The organism is Xanthomonas sp. WHRI 7064 (genome assembly GCF_040202355.2).
GTDB lineage: Bacteria > Pseudomonadota > Gammaproteobacteria > Xanthomonadales > Xanthomonadaceae > Xanthomonas > Xanthomonas arboricola.
In genome coordinates this window covers 4,604,501-4,623,536 of the sequence record NZ_CP167821.1, presented here as the reverse complement: position 1 = coordinate 4,623,536, position 19,036 = coordinate 4,604,501, and the positions used below count along the sequence as shown (strand labels likewise).

At 66.5% G+C, this 19,036-nt stretch carries 18 protein-coding genes; 8 read left to right on the top strand and 10 right to left on the bottom strand.

Going from position 1 to position 19,036, the window contains the following annotated elements; translation table 11 throughout:
• Window positions 1–66: 66 nt before the first annotated feature.
• From ABQY74_RS19710 to ABQY74_RS19695, 4 genes are read right to left on the bottom strand one after another with little or no spacing between them, the layout of a single operon-like run.
• Window positions 67–837 carry an SDR family oxidoreductase gene (locus tag ABQY74_RS19710; RefSeq protein WP_181118701.1) on the bottom strand — a complete coding sequence of 257 codons (771 nt, stop codon included), beginning with the start codon at window positions 835–837 and terminating at the stop codon, window positions 67–69.
• Window positions 834–1,706: an amidohydrolase family protein gene (locus ABQY74_RS19705; protein WP_349794531.1), complete on the bottom strand. Its 873-nt coding sequence runs from the start codon at window positions 1,704–1,706 to the stop codon at window positions 834–836. Before ABQY74_RS19705 ends, ABQY74_RS19710 begins: the two co-directional genes overlap by 4 nt.
• Complete coding sequence (locus tag ABQY74_RS19700) at window positions 1,703–2,704, bottom strand: aldo/keto reductase (RefSeq protein ID WP_104575737.1); 1,002 nt, start codon at window positions 2,702–2,704, stop codon at window positions 1,703–1,705. Before ABQY74_RS19700 ends, ABQY74_RS19705 begins: the two co-directional genes overlap by 4 nt.
• A gap of 2 nt (window positions 2,705–2,706) precedes the next feature.
• Entirely contained in the window at window positions 2,707–2,904 is a 198-nt protein-coding gene (locus ABQY74_RS19695) for a hypothetical protein (RefSeq protein ID WP_104575739.1), read from the bottom strand.
• Window positions 2,905–3,068: 164 nt separating this feature from the next.
• Between ABQY74_RS19695 and ABQY74_RS19690 the strand changes: the two genes are divergently transcribed.
• Window positions 3,069–4,697: a family 43 glycosylhydrolase gene (locus ABQY74_RS19690; protein ID WP_104595348.1), complete on the top strand. Its 1,629-nt coding sequence runs from the start codon at window positions 3,069–3,071 to the stop codon at window positions 4,695–4,697.
• A 100-nt stretch (window positions 4,698–4,797) separates the two neighbouring features.
• Here the strand turns inward: ABQY74_RS19690 and ABQY74_RS19685 are convergent, their stop codons facing one another.
• The 3 genes from ABQY74_RS19685 to ABQY74_RS19675 all read right to left on the bottom strand — a co-directional run bounded on the left by ABQY74_RS19685 (window position 4,798) and on the right by ABQY74_RS19675 (window position 6,982).
• On the bottom strand, window positions 4,798–5,001 hold the full coding sequence (locus ABQY74_RS19685) for a hypothetical protein (RefSeq protein WP_016901788.1): 204 nt from the start codon (window positions 4,999–5,001) through the stop codon (window positions 4,798–4,800).
• A gap of 3 nt (window positions 5,002–5,004) precedes the next feature.
• Window positions 5,005–5,568, bottom strand: coding sequence for a TlpA disulfide reductase family protein (locus tag ABQY74_RS19680; protein ID WP_349794561.1), 564 nt, complete (start codon window positions 5,566–5,568; stop codon window positions 5,005–5,007).
• 493 nt (window positions 5,569–6,061) lie between these two features.
• Complete coding sequence (locus ABQY74_RS19675; protein ID WP_349794527.1) at window positions 6,062–6,982, bottom strand: DUF4424 family protein; 921 nt, start codon at window positions 6,980–6,982, stop codon at window positions 6,062–6,064.
• A gap of 63 nt (window positions 6,983–7,045) precedes the next feature.
• Here ABQY74_RS19675 and ABQY74_RS19670 point away from each other — a divergent pair, with 63 nt between their 5' ends.
• Complete coding sequence (locus ABQY74_RS19670) at window positions 7,046–7,624, top strand: hypothetical protein (RefSeq protein WP_372469979.1); 579 nt, start codon at window positions 7,046–7,048, stop codon at window positions 7,622–7,624.
• An 82-nt stretch (window positions 7,625–7,706) separates the two neighbouring features.
• Here the strand turns inward: ABQY74_RS19670 and ABQY74_RS19665 are convergent, their stop codons facing one another.
• Window positions 7,707–8,375 (bottom strand): response regulator transcription factor, encoded by a 669-nt coding sequence (locus tag ABQY74_RS19665; protein ID WP_016901792.1) that lies wholly within the window; start codon window positions 8,373–8,375, stop codon window positions 7,707–7,709.
• 255 nt (window positions 8,376–8,630) lie between these two features.
• Window positions 8,631–10,574 carry an acetate--CoA ligase gene (acs, locus tag ABQY74_RS19660; RefSeq protein WP_039513479.1) on the bottom strand — a complete coding sequence of 648 codons (1,944 nt, stop codon included), beginning with the start codon at window positions 10,572–10,574 and terminating at the stop codon, window positions 8,631–8,633.
• 294 nt (window positions 10,575–10,868) lie between these two features.
• Between acs and ABQY74_RS19655 the strand changes: the two genes are divergently transcribed.
• The 6 genes from ABQY74_RS19655 to ABQY74_RS19630 all read left to right on the top strand — a co-directional run bounded on the left by ABQY74_RS19655 (window position 10,869) and on the right by ABQY74_RS19630 (window position 17,733).
• Window positions 10,869–12,251 (top strand): DcaP family trimeric outer membrane transporter, encoded by a 1,383-nt coding sequence (locus ABQY74_RS19655; protein WP_039521213.1) that lies wholly within the window; start codon window positions 10,869–10,871, stop codon window positions 12,249–12,251.
• A gap of 84 nt (window positions 12,252–12,335) precedes the next feature.
• The gene (locus ABQY74_RS19650; RefSeq protein ID WP_039521212.1) at window positions 12,336–12,653 is read left to right on the top strand and encodes a DUF485 domain-containing protein; all 318 of its coding nucleotides are present in this window, start codon (window positions 12,336–12,338) and stop codon (window positions 12,651–12,653) included.
• The gene (locus ABQY74_RS19645) at window positions 12,650–14,377 is read left to right on the top strand and encodes a cation acetate symporter (RefSeq protein WP_349794522.1); all 1,728 of its coding nucleotides are present in this window, start codon (window positions 12,650–12,652) and stop codon (window positions 14,375–14,377) included. Before ABQY74_RS19650 ends, ABQY74_RS19645 begins: the two co-directional genes overlap by 4 nt.
• A gap of 496 nt (window positions 14,378–14,873) precedes the next feature.
• The gene (locus ABQY74_RS19640) at window positions 14,874–15,911 is read left to right on the top strand and encodes a glycerophosphodiester phosphodiesterase family protein (RefSeq protein ID WP_228424466.1); all 1,038 of its coding nucleotides are present in this window, start codon (window positions 14,874–14,876) and stop codon (window positions 15,909–15,911) included.
• Between the two features lie 152 nt (window positions 15,912–16,063).
• Window positions 16,064–16,903 (top strand): peptidylprolyl isomerase, encoded by an 840-nt coding sequence (locus ABQY74_RS19635; RefSeq protein ID WP_349794520.1) that lies wholly within the window; start codon window positions 16,064–16,066, stop codon window positions 16,901–16,903.
• Between the two features lie 242 nt (window positions 16,904–17,145).
• Entirely contained in the window at window positions 17,146–17,733 is a 588-nt protein-coding gene (locus ABQY74_RS19630) for a hypothetical protein (RefSeq protein WP_146095953.1), read from the top strand.
• A 151-nt stretch (window positions 17,734–17,884) separates the two neighbouring features.
• On the opposite strand, the gene ABQY74_RS19625 is transcribed toward ABQY74_RS19630, so the two are convergent.
• Complete coding sequence (locus tag ABQY74_RS19625) at window positions 17,885–19,033, bottom strand: ROK family protein (protein WP_039521210.1); 1,149 nt, start codon at window positions 19,031–19,033, stop codon at window positions 17,885–17,887.
• Window positions 19,034–19,036: the final 3 nt, after the last annotated feature.

The window sequence follows — 19,036 nt, the reverse complement described above, 5'->3', positions numbered from 1 at the left end:
ATACAAGTCGCATCCGGCACTGGCCGCCCACGTTGCGGTGCGCGGCACGGCGGTGCGTTGCCGCGATCAGTTGGACCAGCCGCCATCGATGATGTGGGTCTGGCCGGTGGTGAACGACGATTCGTCCGAAGCCAGGTACACCACCAGCTGTGCGATCTCGCGCGGGTCGCCCAGGCGGCCCATCGGCTGGCGGTCGGTGAAGCTCTTCCACACCGCCTGTTCGTCGCCGCCCAGCGCCTTGACGCGCTGGCCCAGCGACGGCGTCTTGATGGTGCCGGGGCAGATCGCGTTGCAACGCACGCCCTGGGCTACGTAATCGGCGGCAATGGCCTTGCTCAGGCCGATCACGGCGGCCTTGGTCACGCCATAGACGAAGCGGTTGGGCACGCCCTTGATGCTGGAGGCCACCGAGGACATGTTGATGATGCTGCCGCGGCCGCGTTCGAGCATGCCCGGCAGCACCGCCTTGCAGGTGTAGTACATCGCATCGACGTTGATCGAGAACGAGCGCCGCCAGGCCTGCTCGTCGCAATCGAGAATGCTGCCCTGGTGCACGAAGCCGGCGCAGTTGAACAGCACATCGAACGGGCCGTGCGCCGCGACCAGTGCGGCAACCGCCGACGCGTCGGTGACATCCAGCAGCTGGGTGGTGATGGCCTCCGATTCGGCCGCCAGCGCCTGCAGGGCGGCGGCGTCGATATCGGTGGCGATCACCTGCGCACCGGCGCGTGCGCAGGCCAGCGCGCTTTCGCGGCCGATGCCGGCGCCGGCGGCGGTGATCAGGCAGCGCTTGCCATGCAGGCGGTCGTTGGGAGTTGCAGGGATCGAGACAGTCATACCGAAGAGGTTCCGTGGGTGGGGGCCGCCGGCCGTGGCAGACGATAGAACGTGCGTGCGTTGTCGCCGAACACCGCTCCGGCATGGCCGTCGGCGTATGTGGCGACCAGCTGCTGTGCGATGTCGAACCACTGCGCGTAATCGGCACGCTGGGTCAGCACCGGCCAGTCGCTGCCCCACAGCACACGCTGCGGGCCGAAGCGTGCGAACAGATGCGCGACATACGGTGCCAGCGCCTCCACGCCGGCGCCGCGCGCTGCTTCGGTGAGCAGGCCGGAGAGTTTGCAGTGCACGTTGGGATGCTGGGCCAGCGCAGCCATGCCGGCGGCCCAGGCGACGAATTCGCCTGCGGCGATCTGCGGCTTGCCGCCGTGATCGACGACCACGCGCAAGTCAGGGTGACGCTTCAGGCGTGCCTGCAGCGCCGGCACATGCACGCTGCGGATCAGGGCGTCGAAGGCCAGGTCGTGCGCGATCAGCGCATCGAAGGCGGCATCCAGTTCGGGCTGGGCTAGCCACTGCACATCGGCGATGTCCTGCACCATGGGGCGCAGGCCCTTGAGCACGCCGCCGCCGGCCTGCACCAGCGCGTCGATGCGCGCGGCGGCGTCGGGCGCGGCGAAATCGACCCAACCGACCACGCCGGCAATACGCGCCTCGGCGCGCGCCAGCTCGAACAGGTAGCGGGTCTCGGCCTCGGTCGCGGCGGCCTGCACCACCACCACGCCCTCAATATCGGCAGCGTCCAGCGCCTGGCCGATATCGGCGGGGCCGAAGTCGCGATACAGCGGTGCCAACTCGGGCGTCAGCCAGTGGTAGTCACCACGGGCCAGCTGCCAGAAATGCAAGTGTGCGTCGATGCGGCTCATGGCATGGGCAGGTCCGCGTCGAGCAGGCCGCCATCGCGCAGGCGCTGCCACAGTGCCGGTGCGATCGGCGCCTGCAGGCGCCCGGCGGCCGATTGCACCTCGGCCACCGTCCGCATGCCGGCCACCACCGTGGTCACCGCCGGATGTGCCAGCGGAAACTGCAACGCCGCCGCGCCGATATCCACCTCGAATGCCGCGCAGGCGGCGTACAGGCGCTGCGCATGCTGCAGGGTGGCGGCGTCGACCGGGGCGTAGTTGTAGGTGGCGCCGGGGCCGCGTGCGTCGCTGAGCAGGCCGGAGCTGTACGGGCCGGCCGACAGGATCGCCACGTTGCGTTGCTGCGCCTGCTCGAGCAGGGCGCGGGCGCCGTGCTGTTCCAGCAGCGTGTAGCGGCCGGCCAGCATCACGCAATCGAGCGGAAAGCGTGGCAGCACCTCCAGTGCCACGTCCTGCTCGTTGACGCCCAGCCCGATCGCCCCGCAGGCACCGGCCGCCTTCAGCTCTGCCATCGCCGGCAAGGCCTCCTCCAAGGCCTGGCGCAGCACGTTGGCGTGGTTGTCGCCGTGGGTCAGCGCACCGATGTCGTGCAACAGCAGCACGTCGACGTAGTCGGTGCCCAGGCGCTCCAGGCTGGAGGCGAACGCGCGCCGCACGCCGTCGGCGCTGTAGTCGAACTCGGCGCGGCGGCCCGCCACCGCAAAGCCGTCGCGCCCGGCGGCGGCCTGCGCATCGTCGTAGATGCAGCGGCCGACCTTGGTCGACAGCGTATAGGCGCCGCGCGGCACGCCGGCCAGGCCACGGCCCAGGCGGGTCTCGCTCAGCCCGTAGCCGTAGTACGGCGCGGTATCGAAATGGCGGATGCCGGCCTGGAACGCAGCCGCCACGGCGGCTAGTGCCTGGTCCTCAGCGACCTCGGCATACAGATTGCCGATCGGCGCGGCGCCAAAGCCCAGTGCCGAGAGCTGCACGTCGGTGTTGCCCAGACGCTGCCGTGCAATGGTCACGCTGCACGCTCCGCGCAGCTGGCGGTCGCCGAACAGGTGCTCACGCAATCGTTGAAGCAGTTACTGGGCATCGCAACGTCCACCAGCCGGCCGGTGCCGGACTGTTCGCATATGAATATCGCAATCATAAGTGAACAGATCACGCTGCAGTGCAGCATCGCAGCTGGTGGCGGTTCAGCACGTGCGACATGCATGGACTCCAGCACCTTGCCCGCGCGCAAGCTCCGCACGCCGGCGGCAGCTGATCTATGTCGAAATCCGCAGATGTCATGAGCGCTTCCTATAACGCCGCCTGCGCGGTTGCCCCGGTCCGATGCCTGGGGCTAGATACCAGCCCGTCCCGCACGAACGCACGCCCATGCCAACCACCACCCGCCGGGACCTGTTCAAGGTGCTTGCCGCCGGCGCCGTTGTCGCCCCGCTGTCGCCGGCCGCACTGGCGGGCGACGCACGCGCGGCCTGCACCCGCACCCCGCAGTGGGCGCGCGGTATCGAAGGCCAGCGCAAGGCAGACCTGGGCAACGGCACCTACCTCAATCCCATCGTGGCCGGCGATCACCCCGACCCCACCATCCTCAAGGATGGCGACGACTACTACATGACGTTTTCGTCGTTCCTTTCCTATCCGGGCATCGTGCTGTGGCATTCCACCGACCTGGTCAACTGGACGCCGCTCGGCCCGGCGCTGCGCAAGCAGCTGGGCACGATCTGGGCACTGGACCTGTGCAAGCACGATGGCCGCTATTTCATCTATATCCCGGCCAATCCGGACGACACCGGCTGGTCGATCTTCGTGATCTGGGCCGACGACATCCGCGGACCCTGGAGCGACCCGATCGATCTGCAGATCGCCGGCTGCATCGACCCCGGCCATGTGCTGGGCGAGGACGGCAAGCGCTACCTGTTCGTCAACGGCATCCGCAAGGTGCGCCTGCGCGACGACGGCCTGGCCACCGACGGGCAGGTGGAACCGGCCTACGCGCCCTGGCGCTATCCCGACGACTGGATCGTGGAGAACTTCGCCCCCGAAGGCCCCAAGCTGACCTGGCACGATGGGTGGCTGTACCTGGTCACCGCGGTCGGCGGCACCGCCGGTCCGGTGACCGGGCACATGGTCATCGCCGCGCGTGCGCGCTCGGTGCATGGGCCATGGGAACACTGCCCGCGCAATCCGCTGGTGCGCACGCAGTCCGAACAGGAGCCGTGGTGGTCGCGCGGGCATGCCACGCTGGTGGAAGGGCCGCGTGGCGACTGGTGGATGGTCTATCACGGCTACGAAAACGGCTTCCGCACGCTGGGCCGGCAGACCCTGCTGGAGCCGATCGAATGGACCGCCGATGGCTGGTTCCACGCCACCGGTGGCGATCTGTCCAGACCATTGCCCACGCCTGCACGCGCAAACGCCACCGGCAACGCGACGCTCAGCGGCTTCGCCTTGTCGGACGATTTTTCCAGCGACAGGTTCGGCACCCAATGGAGCCTGTATGCGCCCGGGCCCGGCGAACAGGCGCGCGTGCATCGGGCAGATCGGTCGCTCACGTTGGCCTGTTCCGGCAGCTCGCCGGCCGACAGCTCGCCACTGACCTGCGGCGTGCCCGATCGCGGCTACGTCGCCGAGGTCGCGCTGGAACTCATCGGCAATGCCGAGGGCGGCCTGTTGCTGTTCTACAACCACAAGGCCTTCGTCGGCATCGGCGTTACGCCCGACACCATCAAGACTTACGAGTACTCCGAAGAGCTGGTGTGGGCACGCGCGCCCAACACGCACCGACGCATCCGCCTGCGTCTGGGCAACGAGGCGCATGTGGTGACCTTCGACTATTCGTTCGACGATGGCCGGCAGTGGATCCGCCACCCGACGCGCATGGAAATGTCCGGCTTCCACCACAACGTGTTCGGTGGCTTCCTGAGCCTGCAGCTCGGCATCTACGCCGCACAGCAGGGCGCAGTGGTGTTGCGCGATTTCCGCTATCGCGCGCTGCGCTGAGCGCGGTGCTGCCGGCAAACGGCGGGGCCCGGGGGGACCCCGCCGTCAGACCTACAGCGACCGACCAAGCGTAACTGCGCAGTAGGTGTGATAGCCGCTGTCAGCCGCAGCAGTAGCAGACGTTGCCCTGCCCCAGGTCGCCGCCAAACTCCGGACATTCGGCTTTGCAGGCCCACGCACTACACGATTCGGTCTTCGGCTGTGCGTTATCGACCGCCATCACCTGGAACGCACCGAAACCGGTACTGGCCAGGAACGTGGCCGCCATCAACGCCGTCCGCAAGGTACCCCAACGCTTCTTCATGCATTACTCCTTCACCGTTGCCAAAGCCGCTGGCGCATCCGTGCGGCGCAAGGCGGCGACCAGGTCCTGCACCTGCTCCGTGGTATCGAAGACGCCAAGACGGGAATGGCGCACGCGCCCCTGCCCGTCGATGGCCATCAGCAGTGGCACGTTGCGCGCGCGAAACAGCATCAACGCGCGACGATCGGTCAACGTGACCACCGGAAAATCAAAGCCATGCACATGCGCATAGCGCGCAGCCTGCGCCGCGTCGCACTGGCACACGCCGAGCAACTGCGGACGGCCGGGCAGATTGGCCTGCAGCTGCTGCGCTGCACGCAGCACGGTGGGTGCCGAGCGCTGGCAATACGGGCAGGTGGTGGTGAAGAAGAACAGCACCTGCGCCTGTCCCTGCGTTACGCCGAGCAGATGACGCTGGCCGGCGGTATCGGTGACCTCGATGCGCGGCACGTACATGCCGTCATACGGCGCGCTGATGCGGGCCTGCAGCGACTGCTGCTGCGCGCGCAGCTGCTTGTTCTGCCATGCCAGCACGGCGATCAATGCACAGGCAATCAGCAGCCCGATCCAGAGCCAGGGGAAACGTCGCGCCATGCCAGCTCCAGTAGCGTCATCAAGCCCGAGCCTTGCCCAGGCATGAGCTGATGGTCAATGGTGATATCGACAACTGCGATGTCGCGCGGTGCGGGGTTGTGGAGGCGGTCACGCCGCTGCGCTTGGGCTTGCCAGTGACGCAGCGGTCGGCAGGCAGCGATTGCGCAACGGTGGCGTGTCGATCCACAGCAGTGCGCCGTATCTGCGGGGCACGCAGCACCATCCGAACCATCGATGAAACAGTGCCTGCAATGACTGCGCGTGTTCCTGCGATCAGTGGCTGCGAGCGTTGCCGCCGTCATCTGATCCTTGCCGCTGGCACCGACCATTGCCGACCGATGACGCGGTGCCCTGCCGCCAGGCGAACACAAGCGGTGCGCGATCAACCAGCGCTGATCTGCAGTGCGTCTGCAACGCGCCGACAGCAGGCAGACGCGCGTTCGGCTAGCCGGTGCTGCCCCGCCGGTCACTCCACGCCGCGCACGAACAGCAGCTCCAGATCGCGCATCGGCACGAAGTCGGCCTGCCTGAACTGGAAGGTCAGCGGATCGATCTTCTTCAGCGCGCCGTCGAAGCACAGGCTGAGGATGTCGCTGGCGTTCTGCTTGCGGATGGTCAGCTGGAAGTCCTTGATCGGGCCGTTCCAGTTCTTGCCGGTGGTCAGCACATAACGCAGGTTGGCCCAGCCCAGGCCGTGCGCACCCTCGCGCCGCTGCATGCTGGCCTTGGTGGCCGGTTCGATGCAGGTGCGCTTTGCATATGATTCCAGCAGGAACGCGCTGCCCTGCGGCACGCCGGTGGACAGGCTGGGCGCGTAGGCATGCCGGATCTGCACGCTGCCCCGTGCGGGGAAGACCTGTTGCCAGACGAAGTACTCGCTGAGCGTGAAGCGTGGTTGCTGGTCCCGGTCGATCCAGCGCGCCGGCAACGGCGTGCGCCCGGTCGGCACGTTGCCCGATTCGGCGAACGCGGCGATATCGTCGGTGCTCCAGCCGGTGGCGGCGAATGCCTTGGAGATGTCGCTGCCATCGTCCAGCAACACCACCAGCTTGCGCGTGGTGGTCACCGGCTTGCCGTCCACCCACAGGTTGAACTCGGTCAGTTCGCTGTGATCGGCCATGCCGAAATACATCGGCGGCATCGGGAAGGCGATCGGCACGCTCAACGCGCGCGCGCTGTGGTTGGTGAACACGTAATCCACCTGCACGCGCTCCTCGCTGAGCAGCAGCGCTTCCTTGTCCATGCTGATATCGGGCTGATGCAACAGCCGGATGGTGCCGTTGTCATCGCCGAAGCTGCTGTCGTTGGCCTGCGCACTGCCGCAGCCGAGTACGGCCAGCGCAAGGACCAGCCCGAGCGGGCCGCGCGGAAAAGAGATTGGCTGCATGGATCCCCTGGCACCGGCACGCACCGACGCGCCGCAGGCGCACAGCATGCCACGCACCCGCCGATGCCGCAGCGCGGGCATGCACGGCATCAACCACCCATGGCGTACAGTCGCACGCCCGGTGCACTCCAAGCCCACGCTCCGATGCTTTCCTACGTTTCCCTGCTGGCTGTTGCCGCCTGCCTGATGCTGTCACTGCAAGACAGCCTCGCTGCTGCGCCCGATCGCAGCCAGCCTGCCGCCGTGGTCCCAAGTTGCACCGCCGATGCGTACGGCAGCTGTCCGCCCTGGATGCCGTCGCAGCGTGAGATGCGCACGGTGCTTGCCGATTACTTCTGCGAGGCCGCCGATCGCGGGCTGGTCCGGCCACGCGTCAGTCGCGTGGTGCGCGCGGAGACCTCGCAGGTCACCTGCGCTGCCCTGGGGACGGAAACCAATTCCAATATCGTGTGCGGAGGCGACATGCATTTCATCGGCCCCGACGGCCGCACCGATTTCGTCACCTTCAGCCCCACCATGCATCGCCAGGACGACGGGCGCTATGCGATCTATGAAGGCGAGGACGAAAATGAAAACGCGGTGTGGCATGTGCCCTCGCCGCAGAGCGCGTCGAAGGTCTGCACGGGCCAGCCGTTGCGCTGATTGCCGTCTGCGGTGGTGACCTCACGCGCCGCTTCGCTGCGGCGATCGGCCTACACAGACGCAGGTCGGCTGGCGAAGACGCTCAGTCTTCTTCAGGCGGCGGCAGCACGATGCCGTCGGCATCGATGGCGAGCTTGCCGGCCATCAGCACCGCCTGGGTGCGGTTGGTGACGCCGAGCTTGCGCAGGATCGCGGTGACATGCGCCTTGATGGTGGCCTCGGACACGCCCAGGTCGTAGGCGATCTGCTTGTTGAGACGCCCGGCGCCGAGCATCTGCAGCACGCGGAACTGTTGCGGAGTGAGATCGCGCAGGCGCTGGCCCACTTCGCGTTCTTCGCTGTCGGTCGGCGGCAGGTTCTGCGCTTCGGCCGGGATCCAGCGCTCGCCATCGAGCACCGTGGCCAGGGCACGGCCGATGGTGTCCGAATCGGCGGACTTGGGAATGAACCCGAACGCGCCATGGTCGATCGCACGCCGCATCACCGTCGGCTCTTCGCGTGCCGACACCACCACCACCGGCAGCTGCGGATGCAGCGAACGCATGTGCACCAGCGCGCTGAATCCCTGCGCGCCCGGCATGTTGAGATCCATCAACAGCAGATCGGCATCCGGTTGCGCATCGGCCAGGGTGTACAGCGCATCCACCGTGTCGGCCTCGAACAACTGCACCCCCGGCATCACGCGCTGCACAGCCCCGCGCAAGGCCTCACGGAACAGGGGATGGTCATCGGCGATCAGCAGGGTGGTCATTGAGGGGCTGGGAATCGGGAATTGGGAGTGGGGAATCGCAAAGGCAACAGCGAAGGCAGCAAGGCAAGCAACAGCAAGACGGCGACGGCGAGGTAATGGCGAGGTCAGTGTGACGGGGTTGAAAATCAAGATCTGCAGTGGAGAGGAGTGGACCGGGGACCGCTTTTACGAGTCCCCAATCCGAACATTTACTCCCCGCTCCTCAGGGAACGGCTCTAACCATTCCCCACTCCCGATTCCCCATTCCGACGCGCGTCAGCGCGCCAACCGCTCGCTCACCAACGAATCCACCACCGACGGATCGGCCAGGGTCGAGGTGTCGCCGAGTTGATCGGGTGCGTTTTCGGCGATCTTGCGCAGGATGCGGCGCATGATCTTGCCCGAGCGGGTCTTGGGCAGGCCCGGTGCCCATTGCAGGTGATCGGGTGAGGCGATCGGGCCGATCTCCTTGCGCACCCAGCTCACCAGTTCCTTGTGCAGTTCCTCGCTCGGGGTTTCGCCGGCGATCAGGGTGACATAGGCATAGATGCCCTGGCCCTTGACGTCGTGCGGGAAGCCGACCACGGCCGCTTCGGCGACCTTCGGGTGCGAGACCAGCGCGCTTTCCACCTCGGCGGTGCCGATGCGGTGGCCGGACACGTTGATCACATCGTCCACGCGGCCGGTGATCCAGTAATAGCCATCGGCATCGCGGCGGCAGCCGTCGCCGGTGAAGTAGCTGCCCGGATAGGTGCGGAAGTAGGTGTCGATGAAACGCTGATGGTCGCCATAGACCGAGCGCATCTGGCCAGGCCACGAGTCCAGCAGCACCAGGTTGCCTTCGGTGGCGCCTTCCAGGATCTTGCCTTCGGCATCCACCAGCGCCGGCTGCACGCCGAAGAACGGCAGGGTGGCCGAGCCGGGCTTGAGATCGACCGCGCCGGCCAGCGGCGAGATCAGGATGCCGCCGGTTTCGGTCTGCCACCAGGTATCCACGATCGGGCAGCGGCTGTCGCCGACCACCTCGTAGTACCAGCGCCAGGCTTCCGGATTGATCGGCTCGCCGACGCTGCCGAGCAGGCGCAGGCTCTTGCGCGAGGTCTTCTTGACCGGCTCCTCGCCATCGCGCATCAGCGCGCGGATCGCGGTGGGCGCGGTGTAGAAGATGCTGACCTTGTGCTTGTCGATCACTTCCCAGAAGCGCGATACGTTCGGGTAGTTCGGCACGCCTTCGAACATCACTGCGGTGGCGCCGTTGGCGAGCGGGCCATAGACGATGTAGCTGTGGCCGGTGACCCAGCCCACGTCGGCGGTGCACCAGTAGATGTCGTCCTCGCGCAGGTCGAACACCACTTCATGCGTGTAGCTGGCAAACAGCAGGTAGCCGGCGGTGGTGTGCAGCACGCCCTTGGGCTTGCCGGTGGAACCGGAGGTGTAGAGGATGAACAACGGATCTTCCGCGTTCATGCGCTCGGGTTCGCACTCGGCCGGCTGGCCGTCGACCACATCGTGGAACCAGCGATCGCGCGGTGCCTGCATCTCCACCGCACCGCCGGTGTGGCGCACCACCAGTACCGTTTCCACGGTGTTGGTGCCGGGCAGTTTCAGCGCCGCATCGACATTGGCCTTGAGCGGAATCTTCTTGCCGCCGCGCAGGCCTTCGTCGGCGGTGATGATCAGCTTGCTCTGGCAATCGACCACGCGGTCGGCGATCGAGTTGGCGGCAAACCCGCCGAACACCACCGAGTGCACCGCACCGATGCGCGCGCAGGCGAGCATGGCCACGGCGGCATCGACGATCATCGGCAGATAGATGGTGACGCGGTCGCCCTTCTTGACGCCGAGATTGCGCAGCGCATTGCCGAGCTTGCAGACGCGCTCGTACAGCTCGCGATAGGTGACCGGGTAGGACTGCGCATCCGGGCTGTCGGGTTCGAACAACAGCGCGGTCTTGTCGCCACGCGTAGCCAGCTGGCGGTCCAGGCAGTTGACGCTGGCATTGAGCTCGCCGTCGCCGAACCAGCGGATATGGAAATCGTCCAGCGCGTAGCTGACGTCCTTTACCTGGGTGGGTTGCTTGAACCATTCCAGCCGCTGCGCGGCCTTGCCCCAGAATTGCTCGGGGTGTTCGATCGATTCGCGGTACAGCGTTGCGTACTGCTCGCGCGTAATGCGCGCATCGGCGGCGAACGCGGGATCGACGGGATAAACATCAGCCATGGCACCCTCACTTGCGATGAACTTGTCGGAAGAGGACGTTGCGGCTGCCCTCGGTAGGCAATCAGTGTGCCGCATCCATTCTGTCCCGGCGTTCAACCGCGCCTTAGACCTTGGTCTTAACCGCCGCAGCGCGCGATCGGCAATCGGTTGCCGGCCCTGGTGCGACGATCGGTCACCTTGCGGAATGCTGCGTTGCAGCTACGACCAAAGGCGAATAGGCTCCAAAGCGCGGACTGCCTCACGCTCCGCACAGCATCGCCATCAAGCGCGAGGCCTTATCGGGGAGAGGGGTCCATGACACACCGTACTGCACCGTTGGTGCGCCATCCGCTGGCGGCTGCCTTGTTCGTGGCGAGCATCCTGCCGGGCGTGGCGTTCGCGCAGACCGCCAAGGAAAAGGCGCTGGAAGCACGCATTGCCGAGCTCGAGCGTCAGGTCCAGCTGCTGGTGTCGGCGCAGCAACAACAGCAGGGCCAGATCACGCAGACGCAGACCCAGGTGACCGAGGTGCGCGCCGCGCAGGCACAGGCACCGGCCGCACCTGCGGTGCCGGCCGGCAAGCGGCCGATCCAGCTGACCAGCATCACACCGAACGCAGCGGCGGGGACAACGTTCCGTTACGGTGGTTTCATCAAGGCCGACTTCATGACCACCCGCACCTCCGACGGCGCATTGCCCGAAGGCGCGGTGGGCCGTTACCTGTATATCCCGACCCAGACCCCGGTCGGTGGCCAGGCCTCGAGCACCGATACCGACTTCCATGCCAAGTTCTCGCGCTTCAACCTGGGCGTGGACACCGTCACCGAAAACGGCGACAAGATCACCGGCTTCATCGAACTGGATTTCTTCGGCAACGCGCTGGCCAACCAGGTCAACAATCTGTACGGCGGCACCTTGCGCCACGCCTACGTGAGCTGGAACAACTGGCTGGCCGGCCAGACCTGGTCCAACTTCATCGATTCCACGATCCTGCCCGAGGCCGCCGACATCGTCGGGCCGACCGACGGCGCACTGTTCAGCCGTCAGACCCAGATCCGCTACACCCGTGGCGCCTTCAGCGTGTCGGCGGAAAATCCCGAGACGCTGACCACGCCCTACCAGGGCGGCAACACCATCCTGGCCTCCGACCACGGTGCGATGCCGGACTTGACCGCGCGCTACAACTGGAAGGGCACCTGGGGCACGTTCGGCCTGTCGGCGATCGCGCGCCAGTACCGCACGCGCAGCGCGCTGACCAACGACACCGACTTCGGTGGCGCGATTGCCGGCGGCGGCCGCTGGATCATCAATTCCAACAACGATCTGCGCTACCAGCTCAGCTACGGCGAGGGCCTGGGGCGCTATCTGGGCCTGGGCAACGGCTCGGATGTGGAGATCGACATGGACGGCAATATCCAGACCGTCAGCACGATTGCCGGCTGGGTGGCCTGGCGCCACGACTACAACGCCAAGCTGCGCAGCACGATCATGTATTCGCGCGTGAACTACGACCATGACATCGCCAATACCGGCGCGCTTGCGAGCAAATCGCAGCAGAGCATCCGCGCCAACGTGTTCTATTCGCCGCTGCCCAAGGTCGATGTGGGCGCGGAGCTGATGTATGGCCGTCGCGAAGCCGAGAACGGCGACAGCGGCGACATTTCGCGCCTGCAATTCACCACCAAGTACAGCTTCTAGTTTTTGCCACCGGCGGCTCGTTCCACTGCGGTGGGACGGGCAAGGCCACCGTCGTTTTACCCGCGCTCTACCAGGAGACAGACAATGACCGTCTCGAATGACGCACTGATCGCCAAGATCGATGCCAATCCGAAGTACCACGCACTCAAGCGCCAGCGCAACGCGCTGGGCTGGACCCTCACCGTGCTGATGTTGCTGGCCTATTACGGCTACATCGGCCTGATCGCCTTCGACAAGGAATTTCTCGCCAAGCCGATCGGTGCCGGCGTGACCTCGATCGGCATCCCGATCGCGATCGGGGTGATGGTGTTCACCATCGTCATCACCGCCATCTACGTGCGCCGCGCCAATAACACCTACGACCAGCTGACCGCGCAGATCCTCGAGGAAGCACGCAAATGAGCAAGTATTCGCGCCTTCTCCTGATCCTGGCCGGGCTGATACCGGCCGGCATCGCGCTGGCCGCCGGCGGCGACATGGGCCAGGTCGACAAGCAGCCCACCAACTGGGTGGCGATCGGCATGTTCGGCTTCTTCGTGCTGGGCACCTTGTGGATCACCAAGTGGGCGGCGGCCAAGACCAAGTCGGCCTCCGACTTCTACACCGCCGGCGGTGGCATCACCGGCTTCCAGAACGGCCTGGCGATCGCCGGCGACTTCATGTCGGCGGCCTCGTTCCTGGGCATCACCGCGGCGGTGATGGCCAATGGCTACGACGGCCTGATCTATGCGATCGGCTTTCTGGTCGGCTGGCCGATCCTGACCTTCCTGATGGCCGAACGGCTGCGCAACCTCGGCAAGTACACCTTCGCCGACGTGGCCGGCTATCGCTTCGCGCCGACCGCCATCCGCAGCTTTGCCGCATCGGGCACGCTGGTGGTGGTGCTGTTCTACCTGATCGCACAGATGGTCGGTGCCGGCGCCTTGATCAAGCTGCTGTTCGGCCTGGACTACTGGGTGGCGGTGACCCTGGTCGGCGTGCTGATGATGGTCTACGTGCTGTTCGGCGGCATGACCGCCACGACGTGGGTGCAGATCATCAAGGCGGTGCTGCTGCTGACCGGCGTGACCTTCATGGCGGTGGCGATCATGTGGCACTTCAACTTCAGCTTCGAGGCGCTGTTTGCCGAGGGCGTGCGGGTGAAGACCGCGATCGCGGCCAATGGCGGTGCATCGCCGGAGGACGCGGCCAAGGCCGGCCTGTCGATCATGGGCCCGGGCGGCTTCGTGAAGGACCCGATCTCGGCGATCTCGTTCGGCATGGCGCTGATGTTCGGCACCGCCGGCCTGCCGCACATCCTGATGCGCTTCTTCACCGTTCCCGATGCCAAGCAGGCGCGCAAGTCGGTGCTGTGGGCCACCACCTGGATCGGCTACTTCTACATCCTGATCTTCATCATCGGCTTCGGTGCGATCGCGCTGGTGCTGACCAACCCGCAGTTTGCGGACGTCACCACCGGCACCATCCACGGCGGCAAGGGTGCGGCCAACATGGCAGCGGTGCTGGTCGGCAATGCGGTCGGCGGCAACGTGTTCATGGGCTTCATCTCGGCGGTGGCCTTCGCCACCATCCTGGCGGTGGTCGCAGGCCTGACCCTGTCCGGCGCCTCGGCGGTGTCGCATGACCTGTACGCCACGGTGATCAAGAAGGGCAATCCGGCGCCGGGTTCGGAGCTGAAGGTCTCGCGTGCCACCACCCTGGTGCTGGGCGTGATCGCGGTGCTGCTGGGCATCGTGTTCGAGAAGCAGAACGTGGCCTTCATGGTGTCGCTGGCGTTCGCCATCGCGGCCTCGGCCAACTTCCCGGTGCTGATCCTGTCGTTGTTGTGGAAGAACTGCACCACCCGCGGTGCGGTGGTCGGCGGCTTCCTGGGCCTGGTTTCCTCGCTGGTGCTCACCATCCTGTCGCCGTCGGTGTGGGTGGACACGCTGGGCAATGCAGCCGGCTCGGCGCCGTTCCCGTACACCTCGCCGGCGCTGTTCTCGATGACCATTGGTTTTGTCGGCATCTGGCTGTTCTCGATCCTGGATCACAGCCCGCAGGCGGCCAACGAACGTGCCGCGTTCAAGGCGCAGCAGATCCGTGCCGAAACCGGCCTGGGTGCCAGCGGTGCGTCGGGTCACTGACGTACAGTCACTGCGCAGTCGCAGAACGCCGGCCTTGTGCCGGCGTTCTGCGTTTTGGCAAACGCTTGCGGTCAGCTGCACAACGCCCGCTGCGCGGGTATGCGGAGCTGCAACTTTGGTGGAGCCGGCAAGCACCAATGCGCTGCTGCCGCGTGCATCGCAGCGCATGCAGGGCAGGCCATGCATCGCTGCGCATCGCGGCGCTGCGCATGCGCGACAGATCGCCATCTCGCAGAAACAATTAATTCATGGAGAGTGACTAAATTGACGGGCAAGCCGAACGCTGATCACGCGCGGCTTGGCCTCTCCCCCGGTATCGACCGGCTGGCGAGTGCGCTGCAAGCGAGTCCGCCGATGGCGTCGACCCCTCGGCTCTCGTCCATCCCTTGCCTTTCCTGCCTCTACAACCGGGACATAGACCATGCCGACCGCCCTCGTTCCACATCCGCTTGCCCGTGCCTGCCGCCTGCTTGGCGCACTGGCCGTGCTGGCTGCAATGCCGCAACTTGCTGCGGCATCGTGCGGCAACACCGCCCACAAGATGGCCGAAATCCTCAACGACACATTCACCGCCGACACCCTGGTCCTGGCCCATCGCGGCCTGTGGGGTAAATATTCCGGTGATGCAGCGCTTCCGGAAAATTCCAGCCGCGCCGTGCTCACCGCCGACGTCCAGTGCATGGACGGTGTGGAGCTGGACGTCAAGATCACCCAGGACGGCATGCCGATACTGATGCACGATTTCAATCTTGGCCGCACCACCGACGTGTATGCAGTGGTGGGCGGAGCAAAGTACAACCCGGCAACCAATCAGGGCGCCAACCCGACCGTCAGCAGCCTGCCGCTGGCCACGATCAAGAGGCTGCATCTGCTCACGCCCGACCGCAGCACCGTCACCGGTTGGCAGGTCTACAGCCTGGACGAGCTGTTCGCGTACTGGAAGAACAACAACATGCAGCTGCCGTTGATCTTCGACGTCAAGACGGCCGATGGCGTACGTGCCGTGCATACCGCTGCATTGCGCGCATTTCCCAACCATCCCGAGCAGGTGGTGGCGATGAAGGTCAATGCCACGTTGTTCCCGCATCCGGCCGCATTTGTCGGCAATTCCAGGTACGTGCACGCCATCCCGGTCTACACCACCAACATGCTGTCGAGCATCGACGTGCCGGCCAGCCGGGTCGAGTGGCAGAGCTATGCACATACGCTGGAGATCAACGTCAAGCAGGACGATGGCCTGCTGCAAGGCCAGAAGAATGCCGCGCGTGCCGAAGGCAAGCGCATCGGCGTGTTCCAGGCCATTCCCGATGGTCCGGTGGCCGGCAAGTTCTACAACAACAACGGCTCGTGCTGTTACACGCTGGCGGAAAAATTCGCGCCGGCTTACCAGGGAAATGCCGATACCGCCGACCATCGCGGAGATATCGGCTTCCTGATGTCGCAGCGCTTCGGGCTGATCACCACCGACGACCCGAAGGCCACCATGCGCGTGCTCAAGACCAACGGCCGACGCGTATCGCATTACGCGCCGTAACAGGCTGATCGTATGAGAGGTGCCCGGTGTGGAGGCTCGACCCTGCACCGGGCACCGCATGGCGTTCGATCGCCGCGATGCGACTCTTTGAAGGAAACCTCATGTCAGATGCTGGAGTGGTTTCAATGACGTCGGCAAGCAGGAAGATTGGTTTGCGTTGGCTGCTGGGCGCAACGACGACCGCTACCTGTCTACTCGCTGCGCTGCTGCCTCTGTCGGCCGGCGCAGTCTCCGCAGGCGATGCCGCGCCGGTCGGGCAGGATTCGCACCCGGGCCAGGACCGCGCTGCCTCGCAGATCGAGCGCGAGGTGCTGGTCGAACGTGCCAAAGCAGATGGGCTTGCCGACGACCCGCAGCTAGCGGCCATGGTGCGCGCCGATCCCGATCCGGACACGGTGCTGGCGCAGGCCGAACGCAATCGCCTGTTGCTGGATGCGACGATCACCCAGGCCCAGATCGCGCAACGCTTTGCTGAGCGGCCCGGCGATTTCGACGAATTCCGGCTCAGCCATCTCTTTATCGCAGAGCAGCCCGACAGCGGTGCGCGTGCTGGGCATCCATTGAGTCAGGCGCAGGCACTGGCGCGCGCGCAGGCGCTGCGTCGCCGCGTGGACGCCGGAGCGGATTTTGGCCAGCTGGCCAGCAGCGACTCCGACGATGCGGCCACTGCGCACGGGGGCGGCCAGCTGTCGTCGATGTTCGGCCTGTATCTGGCCAAGCCGTTCGAGGCGGCGGTGCGTGCGTTGACGCCCGGTCAGGTCTCACCGCCGGTGCGTGGGCCGGGCGGGTATCACCTGATCCGGCTGGAGGAAAAACACGTTGCGACCCTGGACAACGTCGGCGCCATGATCGAGGCGCAGCTACGCGAAGAAGCACGTGACCGCGCCATCGCGCAGCTGGTGCAGGCGCGTTCGGCTAGGTTGGATGATGCCGCTGCGGCGGACAATGCGTCGCAGCCCGCCGACAACCGCGACCGTCAGGCCCTGCAATGATCGCGCAGTGGGCCACGCATGCACGCTGGCTCGGATTGGCATGGGCCGCTGCGCTGTGCGGCTGTGGCGCGCCTTCGCCACCGGCGCCGATGCACAACGACACTCCAGCGCAGGCGACATCCGCTGCAGGTGCGGATTCGCACGCTGCTGTGGCGAGTGCATCGGGCAACAGCGCTGCGGCCAGCTACGCGCGTGCGCAACGGTATGCACGCTGCGCATTGATCGCCGAGACGTCGCAGCCCATGCGCGATGGGATCGAACTGGACGATATCGACCGACTCGGCGACGCTGCGACGGCCGGCGCCGGAAACCGGTTGGACCCGCAGGCGCTGCAGCGCGCGGCATGCCGTCACGTCGGGGCCGGCGAATACGCACAGGTGGATCAACTGCTGCGTCAGTCGGCCGCCGCCGGCAATGTGGATGCGCAGATCGAGCTGCTGCGTCGGCGGGCAAGCGCCGTGCTGGAGCGTCAGGCGCCTGCGGTGGCAGACGGCCTGTTCGCGCCGCCGTCTGCTTCCGATCATGCCGAGGCAGACCAGGTGCTGGCGGCGCTAGAAGACTTGGCCATGCGCGGCCATCGCGCCGCCATGCCGGTGCTCGATCAACTGCTGTCTTCGCCGCTGCCGGGCACCGCCGAACCGTTGTATGGCGACGCCTGGCGGCTGGTCGCCGAGCAGCCGTTTGGGCGTCCCTTGCCGGCCGCACAACCGCTACGTGGCGAAGCGATGTTCGAAGACATGGATGCGCACACCGAACAGCAGGTGGTTGCACTGGCCCGCGAGCTGCATGCGCACTGCTGTGCGGGTCAGGGCGCCGGCCAACGGGAGTGAAGCAGGCCTGTGCGGTTGTCGCGGCGTCGTCTGCGCATCGCGTCCAGCCCCTGATGGCGTTGCCTCTGCTACGCGGCCTCGTGCTGAAGCATCGCCAATGGCGCGCTGCGCTCGCCCGCGTCCGATGACGCAGCACGCATTGCGCCAGCACTCAACGGAAATACCGCGCCTGCAGCGGCAGCGTCGCCGCACCGATCGCGCAGGCATCGGCCGGTGCTTCGGCCGGCAGCAGTAGCGGCATCGGCCTGGCCTGACCGCGACGCGGCAGGTTGTCGATCTGCACGGCGGCGATCAGGCGCCGGGCCAGGTCGGCCGGCAGGCGGCCGCCGAACACGATCGCTTCCGGGTCGCACACCGCGGTGATCGCCGAGACGATCAACGACACTCCCGGCGCGCTGCGCGCGATCCAGCGCTCGATCGCCGGCCAGGTCGGGTCGTAGGCGGCCAGCAGGCTGCGCACGTCGGCAAACACCACGCCGTCGTCGGCCAGCAGTTCGCGCAGCAGTTCCAGCGTGGCACGTTCGAGCTTCTGCGCCGGCAGCATGCCGGCGAATTCACCGGCATTGCCGCGCGCACCGCGCATGACCTGGCCATCGATGACCAGGCCACCGCCGAACCCGTAGCTGAGATAGAGGTAGGCAAAGTCGCGATGTCGACGGCCCACGCCCAGCATCGCTTCGCCGGCGGCTGCCACGCTGCCGTCGTTGTCCATCCACACCGGCTGCGCGCAGGCCTGCGCCAGCCACGGTGCCAGGGCGAACTCGCCAAGCGCACGCAGCGGCTCTGGCGGATTGATGCGCCCGTCCTCGCCGGTAAAAAACCCGCTCATCGCCAGCCCGATCCCCAGCCGCGGCCCCACCGCGTGGTCCAGGCCTGCCAGCAGCGCCGCGTCGCCGGCCTGCAGCTGCAGCAACACCGCGTCGGCACTGCGTGCATCCAGCGGCAGCTCGCTGACCGCTAGCACCTGGCCGGCGAAGTCCACCAGCGCCAGGCTCAGCGCGTCGGTGGCGATGGAGACGCCCAAGGTGTGGCCGTGCGCCGGATTCAACGACACCGCCACCCCCGGCTTGCCGCGCCCGGCGCGTGCCACGCCGCTGCCCATGTGGACCATGCCGCGCGCTTGCAGGCCTTCGATCAGGCGCACCGCGGTCTGCACGGTCAGCCCGGTGCCGCGGCTGAGATCGGCGCGGGTGAGCACGCCGGCCAGGCGCAGGCGGTCGAGCATGTCGCGCTCGTTGCGGCTCAGGCTGGGAAAGTTCGGCGAATGCGGCGGCAATGCGACGGTGGCAGTGGACGGCATGGC